Genomic DNA, 19,921 nt, shown 5'->3' on the forward strand with positions numbered 1-19,921 from the left:
CTGCAGTGCTGGCGCGCCGGATCCGCCGCCGGCCCGGTCGCCACCCGGCGCTTCTGGCGCCGGATCGGCATCTCCCTCGGCATCCTCGGCGCCGCGGCGGCCGTGCAGGCGGCGACGTCGCTGCACGCCGGCCTCAGCATGGTCGCCGAGGTCAGCACCACCGGCGGCCTGCTCCAGACGGCCGGCACCGTGCTGATGGTCACGACGCTGCTCGCGCTGCCGTGGGGGCTGACCACCCGGGCGCAGCGGATCGCGACCGGCCTGGACGTCGGCATCGTCGTCGCGGCGGTCGGGGTCTTCTACTGGCACTTCTCCGCGCGGGGCTTGTTCGACGGCAGCCAGCACGTGGCTCCCGTGGCGAGCATCGCGCTCTTCGTGGCCGGCCTGCTGGGCGCCTTCGCGATCGCGAAGACGGCGATCACCGGCGGCACCACCCTCAACCGCCGGGCCCTGCGGGCGCTGCAGCTGGCCTTCCTCGCCGGCATCCTCGGGGCGGTCCTCCAGCCGCTGTTCCAGCTGCACCCCTACCTGGACGCCAAGCTGTTCGTGGTGCCGGTCGGCTCCTTCTTCGTCGCCCTGGCCGCGCGGTGGCAGGCGACGGGCCCGGCCGAGGGCGGCCACTACAGCACCCTGCCCTACCTGGCCGCCGGCGCCACCAGTGCGCTGCTCATCGTCCTGATCGTGCGGGACAGCGACGGCCTGCTGCCGGTCGCCGTGGCCGCCGTCGTGCTCACCGCGCTGGTGATCGTGCGCCAGCTGACCTCGATGCGGGAGAACGCGCAGCTGCTGGCCCGTATCGACACCAACATGCTGGAGCTGGGGCTCAAGGAGCAGCGGTTCCGTCTGCTGGTGCAGAACTCCAGCGACGTCGTGACGATCACCGAGCTCGGCGGCCGGATCTCCTACATCAGCCCGGCGGTCGAGCGGGTGCTGGGCTGCGCGCCGGGCACGCTGATCGGGACCGACCTGCGCGAGCGGGCGCACCCGGACGACCGGGCCGTCCTCACCGAGGCGGTGGCGCAGCTGCTCGCGGCGCCCGGCACCGTGATGACCAACCGGGTCCGCTTCGCCCACGCCGACGGCTCGTGGCGGACGATGGAGACCACCGGCGCCAACCTGCTGGACGAGCCCAGCGTACGGGGCATCGTGACCAACTCCCGGGATGTGACCGAGACGGTCGAGGCGCACGAGCGGCTCAGCTACGAGGCGACCCACGACGTGCTGACCGGGCTGGCCAACCGGGCCCTCTTCGGCGAGCGGGTCGAGGCGTGCGTCCGGCAGGCCCGGACCGGCCAGGCGATCAGCATCGTGCTCGTGGACCTGGACGACTTCAAGACCGTCAACGACACCCTGGGCCATGCGGTCGGCGACGGCCTGCTGGTGGCGGTGGCCGAGCGGATGCTGTCGGCCGTACGGCCGTCGGACACCGTGGCCCGCCTCGGCGGCGACGAGTTCGCGATCCTCTTCGACGGGCTGGACGGCGGGAGCGTGGACCGGGTGCTGGAGCGGATCGCGGACGTGCTGGCCGTACCCGTGGATGTCGACGGGCACCTGCTGAGTGTGCGCGCGAGCTTCGGCGTGGTCGAGGGGCACGGCGGCGACGACCCGGGCAACCTGCTGCGCCAGGCCGACATCGCCATGTACGAGGCCAAGGAGCGTGGCGACGGCGGCTACCAGCGCTACCGGCCCGGCTCGGAGGCCCGTGGCGCCGAGCGGCACCGCATCACGGCCGCCCTCACCGCCGCCCTGGAGCGCGAGGAGTTCGTCCTGCACTACCAGCCGGTGGTGACCCTGCCCGGCGGCGAGCTGACCGGCGTGGAGGCGCTGGTGCGCTGGGTGCACCCGAAACGCGGCCTGCTGAACCCGGGCGAGTTCATCCCCGGCGCCGAGCTGACCGGCATGATCGTGCCGCTGGGGCGCTGGGTGCTGCGCGAGGCGTGCCGGCAGGCGGCGGCGTGGCAGCGCGAGCTGGGCGACCGGGCCCCGGGCAGCATGAGCGTGAACGTGTCGGCCCGGCAGCTGCAGAACGCCGGCTTCGCCCAGGAGGTGGCCGCCGTGCTGGCCGAGACCGGGCTGGCGGCCTCGCGGCTCACGATCGAGATCACCGAGTCGGTCGCGCTCGGCGGCGGGGCGACCCACGAGACGCTGCGCGAGCTGCGGGCGCTGGGGGTGCGGCTGTCGCTGGACGACTTCGGCACCGGTGCGTCCACGCTCAGCCTGCTCAAGAACTGCCCGGTCGACCAGATCAAGCTGGACCGCTCGTTCGCACCCGGGCCGGGGCCGGACGCGATCGCGGGCGCCGTGCTGCAGCTGGCCCGGACGATGGGCGTCGAGGCGGTCGCCGAGGGCGTGGAGACGCCGGAGCAGGCCGAGCGGCTGGGCGACCTGGGCTATCTGCGGGCGCAGGGCTTCCACTTCGCCCGGCCGATGGCGCCCGAGCTGATCAGCACCTTCACCCTTGCGGAGGACCGGCTTTCAGCGCCGCGGTGACGTAGGCCGCCATCTTCTCCAGGTAGTCGTCGTCGAACGGGGTGCGGGACACCGCCAGCCGCCAGTAGAGCGGGCCGATCATGAGGTCCACCGCGATCTCGGGATCGGTGCCGGCCGGCAGCTCGCCGCGCTCGATCGCCTGGCCGACGATCTTCTCACCCAGAGTGACCTGATGCGTGCGAAGCGCCCGCTGCAGCGTCTCCGAGATCTTCGGGTTGCGCGCGGCCTCGGCCATGAGGTCAGGGATGATCTGCGAGGCGATCCGGTGCTGGAGCGCCTTGCTGACGATGAACATCAAGAGTTGCAGATCCGACGCAAAGCTACCGGTGTCGGGCATGGGCACGCTACGCTCTGCCACGCCGGAGACGATCTCGAGGACCATTTCGAGCTTGTTCTTCCACCGGCGGTAGACAGCCGTCTTGCCGACGCCGGCCCGGCGCGCCACGGCCTCGATGGAGAGCCGGCCGTAACCGACCTCGGCCAGCTCGTGCATCACGGCGTTGCGGATGGCCGCGGTGATGTCCCCGCGGAGTACGGCCGCACCGGCCGGTGCGCGTTTTGCTGTCGCCACGAGGACACTATACGCCAGAACGCAACGGTTGCGTTTCGACGTTCGTTCGGTTAGTTTTCGACCGGTCGTCGATACGACTGCGTTTCATCGCGGCACACTTGCTGGTGTGTCGTCGCGCGAATCCAGGTCCCCATCCCCCGACGGACCGAGCAGATCGGAGCGCCACCCCATGTCACAGACGGCGGTCGCCGATTCCGACACCGGCGTGCCCCTGAGCGAGCTGGCTCGCCGCCACGGGCTCACCTTCGCCGGGCGGTTGCCCAGCCTGCCCGAATACACCCGGCAGCTGTGGGCGTACAGGCACTTCATCGCGTCGTACGCGAACGCGAAGGTCACCTCCTCGCTGGGCAAGACCCGGCTGGGCATGCTCTGGCAGGTGCTGACCCCGCTGTTCAACGCGGCGGTCTACTACGTGATCTTCGGTGTCATCCTGGAGACCTCCCGGGGCATCGACAACTTCACGGCGTACCTGTGCACCGGTGTCTTCATCTTCGGCTTCACCCAGTCGGTGGTGCAGTCCGGCACCCAGGCCATCAGCGGCAACATGGGGCTGATCCGGGCGCTGCACTTCCCGCGGGCCAGCCTGCCGCTCGCCATCACCGTGGTCGAGGTGCGCAACATGATCGCCTCGATGGCGGTCCTCATGATCATCGTTCTGGCGTTCGGCGAGCCGATCACCTTCGAGTGGTTGCTGCTCGTGCCGATCTTCCTGCTCCAGACGCTGTTCAACGCCGGCCTCGCGATGGCCGTGGCCCGCTTCGGCTCCAAGGTCGCCGACTTCAAGCAGCTGGTCCCGTTCATCATGCGGATCTGGCTCTACGGCTCCGCGGTGATCTACCCGGTCACCAAGTTCGAGGAGACCGTGCACATCGGCTGGCTGCGCGAACTCATCGAGGCCAACCCGCTGCTCGTCTACATCGACCTCATGCGCCACGCGCTGATGCAGGACGTGCCGCTGGCCTCCTCGCCGCTGACGCTGTGGATTTTGGCCGTCGCCTGGGCCGTCGTCGCCGGCCTGGGCGGTTACATCTACTTCTGGCGCGGAGAGAAGGGCTACGGCCGTGGCTGATCGCGAACCCACCGTCATCGTGGACGACGCCCACATCGTCTACCGGGTCCAGCAGTCGGGCGGCGGCGCCAAGAGCCCGGTCGCCAGCTTCAAGCGCATCGTCACCGGCGCCAAGCCGTCCGGGCTGCGCGAGGTGCACGCGGTCAAGGGCGTGAGCTTCGTCGCGTACAAGGGCGAGGCCATCGGCCTGATCGGCACCAACGGCTCCGGCAAGAGCACCCTGCTCCGGGCCATCGCCGGCCTGCTCCCCGTCGAGCGCGGCGCCATCTACTCCGCCGGCCAGCCGTCCCTGCTGGGCGTCAACGCCGCCCTCATGAACGACCTGCCCGGCGAGCGCAACGTGGTCCTCGGCTGCCTCGCCCAGGGCATGTCGCCCGCCGAGGTCAAGGCCCGCACCCAGGAGATCATCGACTTCTCCGGCATCAACGACCGCGGCGACTTCAGCTCCCTGCCGATGCGCACCTACTCGTCCGGCATGGCGGCCCGCCTCAAGTTCTCCATCGCGGCCGCCAAGAAGCACGACGTCCTGCTCATCGACGAGGCGCTGGCCACCGGCGACGCCAAGTTCCGCAAGCGCAGCGAGCAGCGCGTCCGCGACCTGCGCGCCGAGGCCGGCACGGTCTTCCTGGTCAGCCACAGCGAGCAGTCCATCCGCGACACCTGCGAGCGCGCGATCTGGCTCGAGTCCGGCAAGATCCGCGCCGACGGTCCGACCGACGCGGTGATGAAGGAATACGAGGCGTACGTCAAGAAGTGACGATCATCAGCGGGGGCCGGCGGCCCCCGCTGTCCTTTTTGCTACACGCTGGGTGTGTCGGCGCCTGCGTATGGTGAATGTATGGCGGAAGCGTGGAGCCGGCGCCGGGCTGTCGCGTTGACCCTGGCGATCGAGCTCCTGCTCGCCGGGGCGGCCATCGGTGCCGCCCGGGTGACATCGTCACAGCTCGGGCCCGACTACATCGACATCGGTGAGGTACCCGCCGCGCCGCTGCCGGCCGCGGCGCCCGGGTCGTACAGCTGGGACTGCGGCCGCAACGAGATCGGCCACCGGAACACCGCCAACATCGTCGTCACCCCGCGGAAGCCCGGCCCTGTGCACCATGTGCACGATTACGTCGGCAATCTCTCCGTCGACGTCGGCTCGACCGTCGAGAGCCTGCCCGGCGCCGCCACCACCTGCACGAACGGCGACCAGTCCACGTACTACTGGCCCGCCCTCCGGATGGGCGGCACCGGCGAGCACGACGGCGCGGTGCAGGTGCCCGCCGAGGTGACCCTGCGGTTCTACGGCAATCCGCGCACGCCCGTGGTGCCCATGCCCCAGCTGCTGCGCGGTGCGGTCGGCGACGCGTACGCGTTCACGAACGGCGGCGCCCTGGCGGCCCCGGTCTGGAGCTGCTCGGGCGAGACCGAGAGGCGCACCCTGCTCTATCCGGTGTGCGGGCGGGGCGAGCGTGTCCTGCGCATCTTCGACTTCCCGAGCTGCTGGGACGGCCGGCGGGTGGACAGCAAGGGCCACCGCCAGCATCTCGTCTTCCCCGAGGCGGGCGGCGGATGTCCGGTGTCGACCTTCCCGGTGCCGCGGCTCGAACTGACGGTCGCCTACGAGGTGCCGCGGGGGACGCCGTACCGGATCGACGCCTTCGACCCGCAGCGGCACAGTCCGCGTACGGACCATGCCTTCTTCGTCAACCTCATGCCCGCGGGCCTGATGGAAAAGATCGCCGACTGCCTGAACGCCGGCCGCACCTGCGCCTGACGGCCGAAAAGCCGCCGCGCCTGCGCCTGACGCCTGAACGCCGGCCGCGCACCTGAGCCTGACGGCCGGACGCCGGCCGCACCGCTTTGAAGGCGCGACCGGCGTGGCTCCGCGGTGGCCCGGCCCGGCCTGTGCTGAGGCCTGGCCGGGGTCGCGGGGTTCGGGTGGGCTCAGTAGCCGGGAGCCGGCGGGTTCTCGACCGGGCCGGCGTCGCTGTCGGCGCCGGTCCCGCCGCCGGTGCCCGAGTCGGAGTCGGGGGCGGAACCGCCGTCGGGGAGCTGGGTCTTGCCGCCGTCCGGGGCCACGGCGAACCAGGTGCCCTTCACGCCCTGGCCCTTGATGTCGCCGGGCTCGGCGTCCTTGGCGAAGTAGTAGACCGGCCAGCCGTTGATGGTGACCTGGCAGTGGCCGTCGGCCCGCTCGACGTAGCCGAGGATCTGGGGGTCGATGCCCTTGGGGAAGATCTTGCCGGGGCTCTTGATGAGCAGCGGCGGCCAGGTCTTGGCGCAGTCGCCGTTGCAGGTGGCCTTGGGCGGCTTGTTGTCGTCCTCGTCGAAGCGGTAGAGGGTGCGGCCGGCGCCGTCGGTGACGTAGGTGCCGATCTCGTCGTTCTCGGTGGCGTTCAGCTCGACCGTCTTGCTGCCCGAGGTGATGCTCTCGGGCGGAGTGATGTCCTTGTCGGACGGGCCGCTGAAGATTTTGACCCACTTCTGCGTCTTGGCGACGGTGGGCGGCTCGACGACGGCCTCTTCCTCGTCGTCGGAGGCGCCCTGCCCGGCCGGGGCGGACGCGGACGGGATGACCTGGAGCTCGGGCGGGACGTCGTCACTGGGCGTCACGGAGGCCGAGGCCTCGGGCACGCCGGGCTCGGCGGCGAGGTCGGCCACTCCGGCCGGGGCCGGGCGGGCGCAAGCGGTCATACCCAGCAGCGCAGTGAGCGCCAGGGCGGCAGCGGCGGTACGGGTGCGCTTCATGGTCTTCCCCCTGCGGGACTGTCGGCGTCGAAACTCAGCGTTACGCCACCCACACGGGGGAACGGCCGGGGCGGTTCAAAGAAATTTTTCTGAACCGTTCCGAACCCGCGCACGTGTGGGGAGAGTCAGACCGACGCAACGGGGGTCGGGGGTGGCCGGGCACGCGCTCCGTCCGGCCAGCCTCGGCAGTGTCGGCCACGCCGTGCGAGAAGCCGTGCGAGAAGGTGGGAAGAGCATGCCGGGGTTCAGGCTCCAACGCCGCCGGGAGGTGGCTGACGAGGCACTGGTCAGATCGTTGTTCGCCGAGCACGGCCGGGCGATGCTGGCCTATGCCACGCAGCTGACCAGGGACCGGGCCGCCGCCGAGGACGTCGTGCAGGAGGCGCTCGTCCGGGCCTGGCGGCATCCCGAGAGCCTCGTCAACGGCAAGGGGTCGGTGCGCGGCTGGCTGCTGACCGTGATCCGTAACATCGTCACCGATCAGATTCGGGCCCGCAACGCCCGCGCCCCCGAGGTGCGGGAGAGCCCGGTCGACGTGCCGTCCGACGAGGACCACGCCGAGCAGGTGGTGAACGCGATGGTGGTGGTCGACGCGCTGAGCCGCCTGTCGGCCGAGCATCGCGAGGTGCTGGAACAGCTCTATCTGCAAGGGTGCACGGTCACCGAGGCGGCGAAGGCCCTGGGCATCCCACCCGGAACCGTCAAATCACGTTCTTTCTACGCCCTCCGGGCTCTGCGTGAGATCAAGTCGCTGAGCCCCGCCGGAACGGAACGGTCTGCCTCATGAACATCAACCACGTGGACCTCGCCGGCTACCTGACCAAGTCGCTGGACGCGGACGAGCACCGGCAGGCCGAGGAACACCTCGCGACCTGCGCCGAGTGCCGCGCCGAGGCCGAATCCCTGCAGGAGTGGACCATGGCGCTGGAAGCCGTGCCCGAGGCGATGCTGCTGGACGGCCCACCCGACGACGCCGACCTGCTGCTGCAGCGCACGTTGCGGCAGATCCGCCAGGAGTCGTCCGGGGCGAACCGCCGCCGCTCGACGCTCGTGGGCGTCGCGGCCGCCGTGGTCGTCGCCGCGGCGGTGGCCGGGGGTGCCGCGGTCGGCCGCTTCACCTCCCCGAGCGACGCGCCGCCCGTCGCCCAGCCCACGGCCGCGGTGTCGTCCGGGCCGACGGCCGCGCCGGGCACCCGTACGGCCACCGCGGTCGACGCCACGACCGGCGCACGCATCACCGTCGCGCTGACCCCGGCGCCGGGCTGGATCCGCGTCAAGGCGGCCGTGGCCGGCATCCCGCAGGGCGAGCGGTGCCTGCTGCAGGTCGTCGACAAGTCGGGCAAGGTGACGCTCGCGGGCAGCTGGCTCGTCTCCGAGGCGGGCGCCGACGACGGGACCACCCTGGACGGCAGCGCGCTCGTGCCGCTCGACCAGGTCGGCTCGGTGCGGGTCGTGACCGAGGGCGGCAAGCAGTACACCAGCGTTTCTCTGTAGCACCGGGGGGAGCGGGGCGGTCCTGTCCGGGGCCGTCCCGTTCGCATGCGCAGCGTGACGTATTGACGATCTCCTGTGTCGCGGATTACGGTCCCTGTTACCACCCTGTTAAAACGTTTCACGATCACGGTTAACAGCTTGCGGCGTCCACCACGCCGCCAGTTTGTGGTGCCCTTGAAACGATTCCGGGACAGGAGTCGCCGTGCGTCGCAGCATCACCGTCCTGCTCACCGCCGTCCTGGCGGCCACCGGAACAGCCGTTCCGGCCAGTGCCGCCCCGCCCGCCCCCACCTTCCTGCGCAGCGATCACCAGGATCGTCCACTGGGCACCGACGCCACCGCGCCGGAGCTGAGCTGGCGGATCGCCACGCCGACCCAGACGGCGTACCGGATCCAGGCCGCGACCTCCCTCGCCAAGCTGCTCCGCAAGCCGGACCTCTGGGACTCCGGCCGCGTCGGGAGCAGCGAGAGCGAGACCGTCTACCGGGGCAAGCCGATCGGCAGCCGCCAGCGCGTCTACTGGCGCGTCCGCACCTGGTCCGGCGCGGCCGGCGGCTGGAGTGCGCCGACCTGGTTCGAGACCGGCCTCCGGGACTGGTCCGCCGGTTGGATCGCCAACAAGCGGTGGCAGCTCAGCACCAAGGCGGCCGAGCCGGTCGTGGTCGACCTGCCCGCCCGCGACGCCCGGTACGTCCGCCTCGACGTGACCAAGCTCGGCCTGCCCCTCGCCGAGCAGCCGATCAACGCGCAGAACCAGCTCGTGACGGCCGGCGACGCCCGGCGCTTCCCGCAGCTCACCTATCGGCTGCAGCTCGCCGAGGTGCAGGTGCGCGACTCGGCCGACCCGGGCGTCAACCTGGCCGCGGGCCGGGAGAAGTTCGTGACCGCCTCGGAGACCGAGACCGTCCGCAAGGAGTGGGAGCCGGGCCTGATCGCCGACGGGCTCACCACCTCGAACCCGGAGGAGGCGAGCAACGCGGGCTACCAGAGTGCCGCGCACGCCGGCCCCGACGCGAGCATCCAGCTGACCATCGATCTGGGCACGGCCAAGCGCGTCGATCAGGTGCTGCTCTATCCGCGCACGGACACGCTGACCGCGGACGGCAGGACGCCGAACTTTCCGGTGGACTACAGGATCCAGACCGCGGAGGCGGACGAGTTCACCGATGCCGCGACGATCACCGGGCAGAAGACCCCGGACACCTGGCTCCCCGAGGCACTGCCGCTCTTCGCGCGTGACTTCCTCGTCGACACATCGGTCACCAGCGCCCGCCTCTATGTGAGTGGCCTCGGCGTCTACGTCCCCAGCCTCAACGGGCAGCGGGTCGGCGACGCGGTGCTCGAGCCTGGCAACACTGACTACGCCGACCGGGTCACCTACGCGGCCTATGACGTCACGTCGCAACTGCGCAGGGGTGCCAACACGATCGGCATCGCGGTCGGCAACGGCACGGCGGACGCGCTGCACACCGCGGGCCGCTATCGGAAGTTCGCGCGTACGGCCGCGGACCCGCAAGTCATCGCCCAGCTGGAGCTGACCCTCGCCGACGGCAGCAGGCAGCGGATCGGCACGGACAGCACCTGGCGCACCACGCTCGGGGCGACGACGGCCTCGAACTGGTACGGCGGCGAGGACTACGACGCCCGCCGCGAGATCCCGGGCTGGAACAAGCCGGGCGGCAAGGCGACGTGGGACACCGTGGTGCCCGGGCAGCGGGTCGGCGCACTCACCGGCCGGCTCAGCGAGCCCGTCCGGGTCGTCGAGAAGCTGCCGGCCGTGCAGACCGGCACCATCTACGACCTCGGACGCGTCATCGCGGGCATCCCGCAGCTCACGGTCACCGCGCCGAGGGGCACGACGATCCGGGTCTTCCCCGCCGAGGCGCTGCGCGACGGCCACGCCGACCAGTCGAAGAGCAACGTCGGCGCCCCGATCTGGGACAGCTTCACCAGCGGCGGCCGGACGCAGACGTGGAGTCCCGACTTCGGCTACCACAGCTTCCGCTACCTGGAGGTGGTCGGCGACGCCCGGGTCAGCGTCACCGGTCTGCGGGTCATGGCCGACAACCCCTCCGCCGGTACGTTCACCAGCTCCAACGAGATCGTCAACGGCATCCACCGGCTCACCCGCCACGCCGTCGAGAGCAACATGAACAGCGTCCTCACCGACTGCCCGAGCCGCGAGAAGCTGGGCTGGCTCGAGCAGGACCAGCTGGCCTTCGACGCGATCGCGCGCAACTACGACGTCCGGGCGTACCTGGACAAGATCGTGCGGGACATGGCGGACGGGCAGGAGGCGTCCGGTCTCGTGCCCAGCACCGTGCCCGACTACGTGACGCTGGCCGGCTCCTACCGGGACGACCCGAACTGGGGTGGCGCCCTGGTGCTCGTGCCGCTGCAGGTCTACCGCACGTACGGCGACACCGCTCAGCTGGAGACCTACTGGCCGCGCATGCGGCAGTACCTGTCCTACCTGGAGGGACAGACGGCCCGCTGGGTGAACGGCGTCTACGACTACGGGCTCGGCGACTGGATCACCACCGAGAAGCCGGCCATGCCCAAGGCGATCCCGGGCAGCTTCGGCATCTGGCGGATCGCGGACGGGATGGCGCAGATCGCCGGCGTGCTCGGTGAGGATCCGGCCCCCTACCGTGCCAAGGCGGACGCGCTCGCGGCAGCCGTCTGGGCCAAGTACTACGACCCGGCCACCGGCCTCTTCGGCGGCGGCGGTCAGGGCGCGACGGCCCTCGCCCTCGACATGGGCGCGGTGCCCGCGGACCTCCAGGCGGCCCAGCTCCGGCACCTCGTCGACAGCGTCCAGGGCGCCGGGAACCACCTGGTCATGGGCGAGATCTCGTTCCCGTCCGTGCTCCGGGTCCTCTCGGCGAACGGCCGCGACGACGTCGTCTACGCGGTCGCGTCGCAGACGACCAGCCCGAGCCTCGGCTACCAGGTCGTGCGGGGCAACACGTCGCTCGGCGAGACCTGGGACGGCGGCAGCGGCCAGTCGCAGAACCACTTCATGCTCGGCGCGCTCGACTCCTGGCTGCTGACCCGGCTCACCGGCATCGGCCAGGCGGACGGCTCGGCCGGCTTCCGGGAACTCGTCATCGATCCGGCGATGGTCGGCGACCTGACCAGCGTGGCAGGCAGCTACGACACCCCGCACGGCCCGGTGGCGGTGTCCTGGCAGCGCACCGGCGCGGGAACCGACCTCCGGGTCACCGTTCCGAACGGCACGACCGCCGAGGTCCATCTGCCCGGCGGCAAGGTCCGCACTGTCGGCCCCGGCACCTGGAGCTTCCATGCCTAGAGCACTGGTGATCCTGCTGACCGTCGTCCTGGGACTCGCGGCGCCGGCCGAAGCGAGAGCAGGGTTCGGCCCCGCGGCGTTCACGAACCCGTCGAAGAGCAGCATGCCCGCCGTCTACTGGTACTGGAACAACACGATCACGACCGCGATCACCGACCGGCAGATGGCGGAGATGCGCGCCAAGGGGATCCACGAGGCGGTCCTCTTCCCGTACGGCGGGGACGCCATGCAGCCCGCCTTCTTCACCGAGGCGTGGTTCTCGCTGGTGGAGCACGTGCTGCGGGAGGCGCAGCGCACCGGCATGAAGATCTGGCTGTTCAACGACAACAACTTCCCGAGCGGCCGGGCCGCCGGTTACGTCGTCAACGGCGGCACGGTCGGCACCCGGACGTTCCCGGCCCGGCCGGAGCTCCGGCTCAAGGCGCTGCTGCGCTCGACCCGCGTGGTCGACGGACCGGCGACGCTGACCCTCGCGCGGACCAGCGGGCTCAGCGTCGACAGCGGCAAGCTGGTCGTCGACCCGGCCACCAGGCCCGGCGCCGCGGCGCTGCAGCCGGGCACGGGCTGGACGGACTACACGGTCACCGGCAAGGTCACGCTCACCACGGGCGGGACCCAGCTGTGGGTACGCGCGGACGCCACCGGCACGCGCGGCTATCTCGTGGACGTCGACGTCAAGGGCGTGGCGAGCGTCTATCGGGTCGACGACGGCGTGAAGACGCGACTCACCACCGGCGTCGCGACGCCCGGCTTCTCGGCGACCCGGGCGCAGACGGTCACCGTGAAGGTCAGCGGGGACACCATCGCGCCGACGATCAACAACACCGTGCAACCGGTCGCGACGGATGCCACGTACCGGCAAGGCGCCGCAGCCGTGGCGGCCGAGGGCACCCAGCGGTCGCAGTGGGACACGTTGACCGTGTGGAACCCGGCGGGCGACACGCTGTGGACGAACGACTTCACCGACGCCACCGGGCTGGCCGGCTTCGCGCAGGACCGGGTGAGCCTGCCGGGCATCACCGCGGCCGCCGCCCGGCCGGTCGGAAGCACGGCGATCACCGAGATCAGCGGCTCGACCTGGAAGGTGCCGGCCGGACGCTGGCAGGTCGACGTCTTCGCCTCGACGCTGCTGCGGGACGACTCCAGCGGCTATGTGCGCAACTACCTCGACCTGCTCGACCCGGCGGCGGTCGACGCGTGGCTCGACGTGGTCCCGGCCGAGTACGCCCGCCGCTGGCCGTGGGCCATGGGCACGGTCGTCCCGGGCTTCTGGGACGACGAGTCGTTCATCGCCTCGGCGCAACCCCACCCGTTCAAGCGGCTCCCGTGGTCGCCGGGGCTGGCCGACGCGGTCGAGGCGGCCGGGGGCAGACCGGGGACGGCGTACCTGGCGGCGGCCGACGGGATCGATCCGGCCGGGGGCGCGTACTGGCGGGCGGTGAACAACCTCTTCGCGACCAGCTACTACCAGCGGCAGGCCGAGTGGATGGCCCGGCACGGCCTGAAGCTGATCTCGAACCCGCTGCTGGACGAGGAGGGCCCGCAGGACCGGATGATCAGCACCGGCGACCTGAGCAAGGACAACCAGTGGGCGCAGGTGCCGGGCAGCGACATGATCACCACCGACTACACGGCGGGCAAGCAGACGATGCTGGCGCGCAACTCGGCGTCGGCCGCGCACCAGAGCGGCGCGGAACGCGTGGTCATGGAGACCTTCGGCAACGGCGGCTGGCAGATCGCGCCCGACTACATGCACGCCACGGTCGGCGCGCTGGCGGCCCGGGGCGTCAACCAGACGTTCCTGCACGCCATGTGGACCGACGAGACGAACGTCAACTTCCCGCCGCCGTTCGGGCCGCGCAGCACCTTCTGGGCCGAGATGCCCACGGTCGACACGTGGATCGGCCGGGTCATGGAGCTGGGCCGCGGCACCGACCTCGCCGAGACGGCCCTGATCCAGCCGCAGCGCGCCGCCGAGCAGACCAGGGCGACGGCGAACACTCTCGACGAGGACTTCGCGGAGACCGCGTTCGAGCTGGAACGCCGGCAGATCGACTTCGACCTGGTGACCGACAACGCGCTGGCGGGCGACCCGGCGACCCGGTTCCCCGCCACGTCGTCGCGAGGGGTATTGCACGTCGGCAAGGCCGACTACCGGCAGGTCGTCCTGCCGCCCACGCCGATCCTGGACCTGGCTGCCGCGAAGCAACTCGCCGCCTTCGTCCGAGGTGGCGGCAGGCTGGTCGCCGACGAGTTGCCGCAGCACGAGGCGACCGGCAAGGACGCGGAACTGCGCAACGTCCTGCGCGGGATCAGGACCTCGGTCCCCGGAGAGCAGGCCGTGACACTGCGGCCGGCGGCCGAGGCGGTGCGGGTCAAGCGGACCGGTCGCGGCGACGACGTCGCGTTCCTGCTCACCAACGAGAGCGACCAGGTCGTGACGACCACGGCGACCTTCCCGGCGCGGGGCGTGCCGGAGATCTGGGACCCGCGCACCGGCTCGACGGCGACGGCGACGACCTACGACGGTTCCACGGTGCCGATCACGCTGCAGCCGTACGAGACCCTGGGAGTGGTCTTCCGCAACACCGAGGAGACCGCGCACCTGACGAGCGGGTCGGCCACCGAGGTGGTCGCGAGGGGTCGTGGACTGCGGGCCACGGTCACCGCCGGCGCACCCGGGACATATCGGCTCGAAGGGACTGATCGCCGTCGTGATTACCGCGGCAGTGTGACCGTCACCGATCCGCTGACGCCGATTCCGGTCGCCGGTCCGTGGACCGTGCGCCTGGAGAAGACCGGCGCCGTGGCGGAGCAGCGGCCCCTGGGCTCGTGGACGACCTTCGACCCGACGTTCTCCGGCAGTGGCGTCTACGAGACGACGGTCGCCCTGGACAAGGCGGACCTCGCGCAGCGGCGGCTCGTCCTCGACCTCGGGGAGGTGCACGACCTCGCCACGGTCACCGTGAACGGCCGGGCGCTGCCGGTCGCGCTCTGGCACCCGTACGCCGTCGATGTGACCGACGCCCTGCGGCCCGGCACCAACACGATCGGCGTGCGGGTCACCAACACCCTCGCCAACTCCCGTAACAAGATCCTGCCCTCCGGGCTCGTGGGCCCGGTGACCCTGCGGCCGCAGGCCGTCGCAAACGCTCAGCTGGAGGCCGTCCGATGAAACGCCGTACGTTACTGGCCGCGAGCCTCGGCGCGGCGCTGCCGCTGCCCGGCCTGACCTTCCCGGGATCGACGTCCTTCGAGCGCCGCTTCGCCCGGCCGGGCACCGAGACGGCCGCGAAGTTCCGCTGGTGGTGGCCGCACGGCCTGGTCGACCCGGCCGAGATCGCCCGCGAGGTGGACCAGATCGCCGACGCCGGCTTCGGCGGGGTGGAGATCCAGGACGTGCACCACAGCGTGCGGACGGACCTCGACGTCGAGGGGCACGGCTGGGGCACCCCCGCGTGGCTCACCGCCGTCGAGACCGCCCTGCGCCGCGCCAAGGCCCGCAGCCTCACCGTCGACCTGGCCATGGGCCCGTCCTGGCCGACCGCCGTGCCCACGATCACGCCCTCGCACCCCGCCGCCGCGAAGGAACTGGCCACCACGGTGACGCCTTTCACCGGCTCCTATTCCGGAACGGTGGCGGCGGACATCGTGCAGATCGCCCGGGTGGTGTCGGCGGGGGTGCTGGACCCGGCATCGGTCCGGACTCTCGAACCCGGTCAGGTCGACGTGACCGGAGAAGGCACGTGGGTGCTGCTCGCCTACACCGAGCGAGGATCGGGGCAGGAACCCGAGGGCGGCCCGCACACGTCGCCGGACTCCTACGTGGTCGACCACTTCAGCCGGGCGGGCACCGATGTGGTGCTCGGCTTCTGGCGCGAGGTCATCCTCACCCGGCGGATCCGCGAGCTGCTGCGCGACGCCGGCGGCGACCTCTTCGAGGACTCGCTGGAGATCGAGACGGACGAGACGATCTGGACGCCCGGCTTTCTGCACGAGTTCCGGCGCCGGGCCGGCTACGACCTGCTGCCCTACCTGCCGATCATCGTGCAGAAGAACGAGAAGTACCTGTACGCCTTCGACCCCGACACGTCGAACCACGTCCGCGACGACGTCGATCTCGTGCTCTCCGACCTCTATCACGAGAATCACCTGATCCCGCTGCGGGACTTCGCGCACGGTCTCGGGATGCGGCTGCGGGTCCAGCCGTACGGCCTCCGCACCGACGCCGTCCGCAGCGCCACCCTGCTCGACGTGCCCGAGAGTGAGTCGCTGGGCTTCAAGAACCTCGACGACTACCGGGTCCTCGCCTCCGGCCGGGACATGGCCGGTCACGAGCTGCTGTCGTGCGAGTCGGCGGCGTACGCGAACGGCGCCTACAGCACCACGTGGGACAAAGTGCTGCAGACGATGGGCAGCGTGTTCGCCGGGGGCGTGAATCAGGCGGTGCTGCACGGGTTCGCGTACGCCACGGCACCCGGCGCGGCGTGGCCCGGGTTCGCGGCGTTCTCGCCGTACAACGGCACCGGGATCGGCTACGCCGAGGCGTGGGGGCCGCGGCAGCCGACGTGGCGGCACGTCAGCGATGTGGCGGGGTGGTTCGCGCGTACGCAACTGGTGTTGCGCACCGGCAGGGCCCGCACGGACCTCGCGTTCTTCCGCCAGAAGGGCTGGACGGCGACCGGCATCGGCTCGTCCTGGGCGACGAACGACGGCATCCCGATCGGCTGGACGCACGGCTTCCTCACCGAGTCCGCGCTGGACCTGCCCGGTGCCGTGGTCCGGGGCGGGCGGCTGGCGCCGGACGGCCCGGCGTACAAGGCGCTGATCCTGGAGGGGGACGCCTTCCGCGGCAAGGAGCACACGATCTCGCTGCGGGCCGCGCGGAAGCTGCTCGCCCTGGCCCGGGCCGGCCTGCCGATCGTCGTGCTCGGCGACTGGACGGCCGACGCGCACGTCACCGGCCTGGCGCAGCCCGGCGAGAACGACTCGCTGCGCGCTGTGCTCGCCGACCTGCTGAAACTGGCGACGGTCGTGCCGGACGCGGCGGGCATCCCGGCGGCGCTCAGCGGCATCGCCCGCGACGTGGAGTACGAGCGGTCGACGCTGATGACCGTGCATCGGGTGGACGGGGAGACGGACTACTACTACCTGGCGAACGCGCGGCACGCGGAGAACAGGAAGATCACCGACATCGACCTCGACGTGTGGCTGACCGCCCGGTCGCGCGACGCCGTGCCGCGCCTGCTCGACGCGTGGACGGGGGAGATCTCGGGCGTCCCCTTCGTCCGCGAGGGCCGTCGGATCCGGGTCCGGGCGACGCTCAAGCCGGGTCAGTCGATGCTGATCGCGCTGCGGCCCGGGCGGATCTCGCTGCCGCCGGCCCGGACGCCGACCGGCGAGACGACCGTCCTGTCGCCGTGGGAGCTCGAGGTCGAGGACTGGCAGCCCGCGGGCGTGTCCAGGCATCGGGTCACGCTCGGCGCCTTGGCACCCTGGACGGCGATCCCGGGGCTCGAGGACGTGTCCGGTGTGGGGACCTATCGGACCTCCTTCGAGGTGCCGCGCGGGCTCAAGGCGTGGCTCGACCTGGGGGAGGTGACCGACACCTTCCGCGTACGGGTGAACGGCCGCGCGCTGCCGCCGGCCGACGTGCTCGACCCGGTCGTGGACCTGGGCCCCTGGCTGCGGCCCGGGCGCAACACCGTCGAGGTCGAGGTGGCCACGACGCTGCTCAACCGGTTGCGGACGACCAGTCCCGAGGTGTTCGGCATCGCCGCCCGGCAGGCGTACGGCCTGCTCGGGCCCGTCCAGCTGAGGTGGTACCGATGAAGCGACGTACGGTCCTGGGCGCCGGCGCGGCCTTGCCGGTGGCGCTCACCGCCACCCCGGCCGCCGCGGGCACGAGATCCGGAAAAGTCCGTCTGCTGGACAGTCGCTACCGGCAGAACATGATGCGGACCGTGGCCTACCTGCGGTTCGTGGACCTGGACCGGATGCTGCACATGTTCCGGGTGACCGCGGGCCTGCCGAGCACGGCCGAGCCCCTGGGCGGCTGGGAGGCTCCGGACGTCCAGCTGCGCGGGCACACGACCGGTCACCTGCTCTCGGGGCTCGCGCAGGCCGCCTACCACCTCGACGACGCCGGTCTCCGGCAGCGGTCTGCCGTCCTGGTCGCGGGGCTCGCCGCATGTCAGGCGGCCGACGGATATCTCTCCGCCTTCCCCTCGTCCGTCTTCGACGATCTCGAGGCCGGCAAGAACCCGTGGGCGCCCTACTACACGATCCACAAGATCCTGGCGGGTCTGCTCGATCAGCACCGGTTGCTGGGGAACGCGCAGGCGCTGCAGGTGGCGCTGGGCGTGGCCCGGTGGGCCGACTCGCGCACCTCCGCGTTGTCGCGTGAGCAGATGCAGAAAGTGCTGCACGTCGAGTTCGGCGGCATGAACGAGGCGCTCTTCAACCTCTATGCCGTGACGCGCGACCCCGGGCATCTCGCGCTGGCCCGCCGGTTCGACCACGACGAGATCTTCGTGCCGCTGGCCGAGCGGCGGGACACCCTCGCCGGGCGGCACGCCAACACCGACATCGCGAAGATCGTCGGCGCGGCGGCGGCCTGGCAGCTGACCGGCGAGCAGCGGTACGGGACCATCGCCACGTACTTCTGGGACCAGGTGGTCGGGCACCACACGTACGTGATCGGCGGCAACGCCAACGCCGAGTTCTTCGGGCCGCCGGACCAGATCGTCAGCCAGCTCGGCGAGAACACGTGCGAGAACTGCAACAGCTACAACATGCTCAAGCTGACCCTGCGGCTGCTCGAACAGGACCCCGAGCGCGTCGACTACCTGGACTACTACGAGTGGACGCTGCTCAACCAGATGCTCGGCGAGCAGGACCCCGACTCGGCGCACGGCAACGTCACCTACTACACCGGGCTGTCGCAGGGGACCCAGCGCAAGGGCAAGGACGGGCTCGTCTCCGACCCGGGCTCCTACAGCAGCGATTACGGCAACTTCAGCTGCGACCACGGCTCGGGGCTGGAGACGCACACGAAGTTCGCCGAGTCCGTCTACGCCGAGCGCGGCGACGAGCTGACCGTGCAGCTCTTCATCCCCTCCACCGTGGAGTTCCGGGGATCGTCGCTGCGCCTGACCACCGAGTACCCGTACTCGGACAAGATCCGCATCACGGTGACCCGGGGCGGCAGCTTCGCCCTGCGCCTCCGCATCCCGGGATGGGCCGGCGGGCCGACGCTGCGGGTCGCGGGTGCGCCGGTGCACGTCCGGCCGGGCACGTACGCCTCGATCCGCCGGCGGTGGCGCACCGGCGACGTCGTCGAGCTGACCCTGCCGATGCGCCCGCGCTGGCAGGCGGCGCCCGACAACCCGGCGATCCGGGCGCTGACCTACGGACCGCTGGTGCTGGCCGGGCGGCACGGCGACGACCCGCCCGCCGTCATCCCGGCCGTGGACCCCGGCCTGCTCCGCCGGGCGCCGGGCCGGGTCGAGTTCAGCCTCGGCGACCTGCGGCTGAGCCCGTTCCTCGACGTGCACCACGAGCACTACAGCGTGTACTTCGCCCTGCCGCCCGTCCGGCGCCGGGGCGTCGTGGCGGCGTACCCGTTGAGCGGCTCGTTGCGGGATCGCACCGGGCGCTGGGACGACGCCGTGCTCGCGGGCGGCGCCGTGCCCGGCCCGCGCGGCATCGAGCTGGACGGCAAGGGCGCACACGTGGTGCTACCGGCCGGCCTGCCCGCCAACCTGACCGAGCTGACGATCTCGGTGGCCGTCCGGCTGAACAGCATCGCCAACTCGGCGCGCGTGTTCGACCTGGGCTTCAACACCCAGAGCTACATGTTCCTGACCCCGCGGACGGGCAACGGGACGGCCCGCTTCGCCATGAAACTGGGCGGCATGGACGGCGAGGACTTCGTCGACGCCGCCGTGGCCCTCCCGGTCGGCGTGTGGACGACGGTGAAGATCGTCGTCGGCAAGACGCTGCAGTTCCATGTGGACGGCGTGCTCAGCGGCGAGAACAAGGCCCCCCGGATGAGTGCCCTCCTGGTAGGGGCGACCCACTTCAACTACCTGGGCAGATCGCAGAACGTGAAGCACCCCTACCTGGACGGCGCCGTGGCCGACTTCGTCCTCAAGGCGGACGCATAACGGGCAGGCGCCGCCGGCATTGAGGTGCCAGCGGCCAGATGAAATTACGGGCTGACGACGAAGCTCGGGCAGCATCCCAGGAA

General features: G+C 71.3%; 12 protein-coding genes. 10 read left to right on the plus strand and 2 right to left on the minus strand.

Annotation, left to right across the window (positions count from 1 at the left end; genetic code table 11):
* Window positions 1-2,490 (plus strand): putative bifunctional diguanylate cyclase/phosphodiesterase (locus RBH18_RS23390; protein WP_306211222.1); only part of this gene is annotated, 2,490 nt, incomplete at its 5' end.
* On the opposite strand, the gene RBH18_RS23395 is transcribed toward RBH18_RS23390, so the two are convergent.
* The gene (locus tag RBH18_RS23395; RefSeq protein ID WP_306211224.1) at window positions 2,453-3,061 is read right to left on the minus strand and encodes a TetR/AcrR family transcriptional regulator; all 609 of its coding nucleotides are present in this window, start codon (window positions 3,059-3,061) and stop codon (window positions 2,453-2,455) included. The two genes, RBH18_RS23390 and RBH18_RS23395, sit on opposite strands and share 38 nt — an antisense overlap.
* Before the next feature lie 169 nt (window positions 3,062-3,230).
* Between RBH18_RS23395 and RBH18_RS23400 the strand changes: the two genes are divergently transcribed.
* From RBH18_RS23400 to RBH18_RS23410, 3 genes are all read left to right on the plus strand, one after another.
* Complete coding sequence (locus tag RBH18_RS23400) at window positions 3,231-4,130, plus strand: ABC transporter permease (RefSeq protein WP_306211226.1); 900 nt, start codon at window positions 3,231-3,233, stop codon at window positions 4,128-4,130.
* Window positions 4,123-4,887 carry an ABC transporter ATP-binding protein gene (locus RBH18_RS23405; RefSeq protein ID WP_306211228.1) on the plus strand — a complete coding sequence of 255 codons (765 nt, stop codon included), beginning with the start codon at window positions 4,123-4,125 and terminating at the stop codon, window positions 4,885-4,887. The genes RBH18_RS23400 and RBH18_RS23405 overlap by 8 nt, the downstream gene beginning before the upstream one ends.
* A gap of 81 nt (window positions 4,888-4,968) precedes the next feature.
* A complete protein-coding gene (locus RBH18_RS23410) occupies window positions 4,969-5,889 on the plus strand; it encodes a DUF1996 domain-containing protein (protein WP_306211230.1) in 921 nt (306 codons plus the stop codon).
* Window positions 5,890-6,059: 170 nt separating this feature from the next.
* Here RBH18_RS23410 and RBH18_RS23415 read toward each other — a convergent pair whose 3' ends face one another.
* Window positions 6,060-6,863 (minus strand): hypothetical protein, encoded by an 804-nt coding sequence (locus RBH18_RS23415; RefSeq protein ID WP_306211232.1) that lies wholly within the window; start codon window positions 6,861-6,863, stop codon window positions 6,060-6,062.
* 283 nt (window positions 6,864-7,146) lie between these two features.
* On the opposite strand from RBH18_RS23415, the gene RBH18_RS23420 reads away from it, so the two are divergent.
* From RBH18_RS23420 to RBH18_RS23445, 6 genes are all read left to right on the plus strand, one after another.
* Window positions 7,147-7,650, plus strand: a complete 504-nt coding sequence (locus tag RBH18_RS23420) for a sigma-70 family RNA polymerase sigma factor (RefSeq protein WP_456237634.1) — start codon at window positions 7,147-7,149, stop codon at window positions 7,648-7,650.
* Entirely contained in the window at window positions 7,647-8,357 is a 711-nt protein-coding gene (locus tag RBH18_RS23425; protein ID WP_306211236.1) for an anti-sigma factor family protein, read from the plus strand. Before RBH18_RS23420 ends, RBH18_RS23425 begins: the two co-directional genes overlap by 4 nt.
* A gap of 202 nt (window positions 8,358-8,559) precedes the next feature.
* Window positions 8,560-11,670 carry a family 78 glycoside hydrolase catalytic domain gene (locus RBH18_RS23430; protein WP_306211238.1) on the plus strand — a complete coding sequence of 1,037 codons (3,111 nt, stop codon included), beginning with the start codon at window positions 8,560-8,562 and terminating at the stop codon, window positions 11,668-11,670.
* Window positions 11,663-14,845 (plus strand): glycosylhydrolase-like jelly roll fold domain-containing protein, encoded by a 3,183-nt coding sequence (locus tag RBH18_RS23435; RefSeq protein ID WP_306211240.1) that lies wholly within the window; start codon window positions 11,663-11,665, stop codon window positions 14,843-14,845. The genes RBH18_RS23430 and RBH18_RS23435 overlap by 8 nt, the downstream gene beginning before the upstream one ends.
* Window positions 14,842-17,502 carry a glycosyl hydrolase gene (locus RBH18_RS23440; protein WP_306211242.1) on the plus strand — a complete coding sequence of 887 codons (2,661 nt, stop codon included), beginning with the start codon at window positions 14,842-14,844 and terminating at the stop codon, window positions 17,500-17,502. The genes RBH18_RS23435 and RBH18_RS23440 overlap by 4 nt, the downstream gene beginning before the upstream one ends.
* Window positions 17,499-19,838, plus strand: coding sequence for a glycoside hydrolase family 127 protein (locus tag RBH18_RS23445; RefSeq protein WP_306211244.1), 2,340 nt, complete (start codon window positions 17,499-17,501; stop codon window positions 19,836-19,838). Before RBH18_RS23440 ends, RBH18_RS23445 begins: the two co-directional genes overlap by 4 nt.
* Window positions 19,839-19,921 lie beyond the last annotated feature (83 nt).

It is taken from the genome of Actinoplanes oryzae, assembly GCF_030757795.1.
Taxonomy (GTDB): Bacteria; Actinomycetota; Actinomycetes; order Mycobacteriales; family Micromonosporaceae; genus Actinoplanes.